The organism is Ramlibacter aquaticus, assembly GCF_015159745.1.
GTDB classification, from domain to species: domain Bacteria; phylum Pseudomonadota; class Gammaproteobacteria; order Burkholderiales; family Burkholderiaceae_C; genus Ramlibacter; species Ramlibacter aquaticus.
The window spans coordinates 1-3672 of record NZ_JADDOJ010000144.1 but is presented as its reverse complement, the minus strand read 5'-3'; the positions used below and the strand labels follow the sequence as shown (position 1 = coordinate 3672).

The following is a 3672-nucleotide window of genomic DNA, read 5'->3' as shown; positions in this document are numbered from 1 at the left end:
AGGCGGCGCCATGCGGCCAGTCTAGTGCAGCGCCCCGTGCGCGCGCCGCCCCATGTGGAACTCCACAACTGGCGAGCGCGAGGGCCCCTGGCCAGAATGCGACGCTGACGATTCCCCCCGTTCCACTTCGCAAAAAAACCTGGAGACACGCATGACCGTTTTCCGCACCCTCACCCGCCGCACCCTGATCACGGCGGCCGCCGCCGCGGCCGTGGCCAGTGCCGCGCCCGCCGCCTTCGCGCAGGCGCCCCTGGTCATCAAGTTCAGCCACGTGGTGGCGCCCGACACGCCCAAGGGCAAGGGCGCGCTCAAGTTCAAGGAGCTGGTCGAGGAGCGCTCCAAGGGCGCGATCAAGGTCGAGGTCTACCCGAACAGCCAGCTCTACAAGGACAAGGAAGAACTGGAAGCCCTGCAGCTGGGCTCGGTGCAGATGCTGGCCCCCTCGCTGGCCAAGTTCGGCCCGCTGGGCGTGAAGGAATTCGAAGCCTTCGACCTGCCCTTCCTGTTCAAGGACGAGGCCGCCTTCCGTGCCGTGACCGAGGGCCCCGTCGGCCAGGACCTGTTCAAGAAGCTGGAACCCAAGGGCATCAAGGGCCTGGCCTACTGGGACAACGGCTTCCACATCATGAGCGCCAACCGGCCGCTGCACCACGTGGCCGACTTCAAGGGCCTGAAGATGCGCATCCAGTCGTCCAAGGTGCTGGACGCGCAGATGCGCGCGCTGGGCGCGATCCCGCAGGTGATGGCCTTCTCCGAGCTGTACCAGGGCCTGCAGTCGGGCGTGGTCGACGGCACCGAAGGCGTGCCTTCGAACTTCTACACCCAGAAGATCTATGAAGTGCAGAAGCACATGACGGTCTCCAACCACGGCCACCTGGCCTACGCGGTGATCGTCAACAAGAAGTTCTGGGACGGCCTGTCCGACGCGCAACGCAAGATCCTCGAATCCGCCATCAAGGATTCGACCACCTATGCCAACGCGATCGCCGACACCGAGAACAAGGCGGCCTTCGACAAGATCAAGGCCAGCGGCAAGACCACCATCTACACGCTCACGCCCGAGGAGCGCACCGAGTGGGTCCGCGCGCTGATGCCGGTGCACAAGGAAATGGAATCGCGCGTGGGCAAGGCCAACATGGACGCCATGTACAAGGCCGCCGGCTTCGTCGCCCCGAAGTAAGCCGCCGCGCGCCATGTTCAACCGCATCCTCGACCACCTGGAGGAGTGGCTGATCGCCTTCCTCATGGGGGCGGCCACCTTCGTCATCTTCCTGGCGGTGCTGCACCGCTTCCTCTCGGGCGTGCCCTACATCCAGGACTACACCATCCGCCTGGACGTGAGCTGGGCCCAGGAGCTGTGCATCTACATGTTCGTGTGGATGGCGAAGTTCGGCGCCGCGTATGGCGTGCGCCAGGGCACGCACGTGGGCGTGGACGTGGTGGTGCGCAAGCTGCCCAAGGACAAGGCCCGCTGGCTGATCCTGTTCGGCCTGCTGGCCGGCGCGCTGTTCACGATCGTGGTGGGCACGCTCGGTGCCCGCTTCGTCTGGGAGAACGGCGCGCACTACGCCTTCTACCATCGCTTCGGCTGGGACGTGGGCGACCTGCCCGAGGGCCCCACCACGCCGGACCTGGAAGTGCCGACCTGGATCGTCTATTCCTGCGTGCCGCTGGGCTCGTACCTGATGTGCTTCCGCTTCCTCCAGGTGGCCTGGCACTTCCTGCGGACCGGCGAGATCCCGCACCATGACCCCGGCCACGTCGAAGGCCTGGACGAGGCGCCTGTGGACGCCAACACCGTGAGCCCCGGCTTCCGCGAGGAGCGCGCATGAACACCCTCATCATCTTCGGGCTGCTGCTGGCCCTGATGCTCACGGGCATGCCGATCTCGATCTCGCTCGGCCTGACGGTGCTGACCTACCTGTTCACCATGACGCAGGTGCCCATCGAATCGGTGGCGCTCAAGCTGTTCACCGGCATCGACAAGTTCGAGATCATGGCGATCCCGTTCTTCATCCTGGCCGGCAACTTCCTGACGCACGGCGGGGTGGCGCGGCGGATGATCAACTTCACCACGTCCATGATCGGGCACTGGTACGGTGGCCTGGGGCTGGCGGGCGTCATGGCCTGTGCGCTCTTCGCCGCCATCTCCGGCTCCTCGGTGGCGACGGTGGTCGCGGTGGGCTCCATCATCATGCCGGCGATGGTCAAGCAGGGCTATCCGAAGCGCTTCGGCGCCGGCGTGATCACCACCTCGGGCGCGCTGGGCATCCTGTTCCCGCCCTCGATCAACCTGGTGATCTATTCCATTGCCACGGCCGGCATGAACGTGAGCGGGCCCCATGGCGAGATGGTGGGTTCGGCCTCGGTGGGCGAGATGTTCATCGCCGGCGTCGTGCCCGGCCTGGCGCTGTCCTTCCTGCTGGGCGTGACCACGTGGTGGCGTGCCCGCAAGTTCGACTACCCGCGCATGGAGCGCGCCACCTGGGCCCAGCGCTTCCAGGCCTTCCGCGACTGCGTGTGGGGCCTGCTGCTGATCGTGGTCGTCATCGGCGGCATCTACAGCGGCGTGTTCACGCCGACCGAGGCGGCGGCCTGCGCGGCGGTCTATGCCTTCTTCATCGCCGTCTTCGTCTACAAGGACCTCAAGCTCAGCGACGTGCCACGCACCCTGCTGGGGGCGGCGTCCATGAGTGCGATGCTGCTCTACATCATCACGAACGCGGTGCTCTTCTCGTTCCTGATGACCTCGGAGCAGATCCCGCAGGCCATGGCGACTTGGATGACGGAGTCCGGCCTGGGCGTGGTGACCTTCCTGCTCCTGACCAACATCATCCTGCTGGCCGCCGGCAACTTCATGGAGCCGTCTTCGATCACCCTGATCATGGCGCCCATCCTGTTCCCGGTGGCGGTGAAGCTGGGGGTGAACCCGGTGCACTTCGGCATCCTGATGGCGGTGAACATGGAGGTGGGCATGTGCCACCCGCCGGTGGGGCTGAACCTGTATGTTTCCTCAGGCATCACCAAGATGGGCATCACGGAGCTGGCGGTGGCGGTGTGGCCCTGGCTGCTGACGATGTTGCTGTTCCTGGTGGTCGTCACTTACTGGCCGCCACTGAGTTTGTGGTTGCCGCATCTGTTGATGAAGTGACAGTAAGGCCGCCGCGAGGCGGCCTTTTCGATTCCCCCACCTGGTGCCGTCGCAGCCCGGCTCCTGCCCTGGGCGCGGGAAGCCGCCCACGCCCTGCGGCACCCGTTTTGTGCATCAGGTTGTGACGCCGGGGCGCCCAGCTCATCCGATGCTTACTGTTGAGCAAGTGTGGCTGGCTATACTTCTGCAAGTCAGCCTTGGACGCTGGAGCGAGCGCCCATGTCTTGGTAGGAAGCTGCCTGTATCGCCGCGCGATGGGTATGGGTGCCCGGGCTTCCGAGTGCGCATCACCAAGCTTTTCGATGCGCAGGGACAGGCGACTCCGCCACTGCTTCACCTGGCCGGAACGCACTCCGCAGTTCAGTACTGACCCGCCTCGAATGGTATGATAAAAAAATGACGTTACTCGTGACCGGCGGGGCCGGTTTCATCGGCAGCAATTTCGTGCTGGACTGGCTGGCGGGTTCCGACGAACCCGTGGTCAACCTCGACAAGCTGACCTACGCCGGCAACCGCGAGAA

General features: G+C 65.1%; 4 protein-coding genes. All 4 read left to right on the top strand.

Translation table 11 applies throughout. The annotated features are described in order from the left end of the window. Positions 1-151: 151 nt before the first annotated feature. A complete protein-coding gene (locus tag IM725_RS19695; protein WP_193782344.1) occupies positions 152-1180 on the top strand; it encodes a TRAP transporter substrate-binding protein in 1029 nt (342 codons plus the stop codon). 13 nt (positions 1181-1193) lie between these two features. Beyond that, complete coding sequence (locus IM725_RS19690; RefSeq protein ID WP_193782343.1) at positions 1194-1832, top strand: TRAP transporter small permease; 639 nt, start codon at positions 1194-1196, stop codon at positions 1830-1832. After that, complete coding sequence (locus IM725_RS19685) at positions 1829-3151, top strand: TRAP transporter large permease (RefSeq protein WP_193782342.1); 1323 nt, start codon at positions 1829-1831, stop codon at positions 3149-3151. Before IM725_RS19690 ends, IM725_RS19685 begins: the two co-directional genes overlap by 4 nt. 396 nt (positions 3152-3547) lie before the next feature. Next, positions 3548-3672 (top strand): NAD-dependent epimerase/dehydratase family protein (locus tag IM725_RS19680; RefSeq protein WP_193782341.1); only part of this gene is annotated, 125 nt, incomplete at its 3' end.

Coding starts and splice junctions, on each gene's coding strand:
- IM725_RS19685 (WP_193782342.1), top strand. CDS start 1,829: ATGAACACCCTCATCATCTTCGGGCTGCTGCTGGCCCTGATGCTCACG.
- IM725_RS19690 (WP_193782343.1), top strand. CDS start 1,194: ATGTTCAACCGCATCCTCGACCACCTGGAGGAGTGGCTGATCGCCTTC.
- IM725_RS19695 (WP_193782344.1), top strand. CDS start 152: ATGACCGTTTTCCGCACCCTCACCCGCCGCACCCTGATCACGGCGGCC.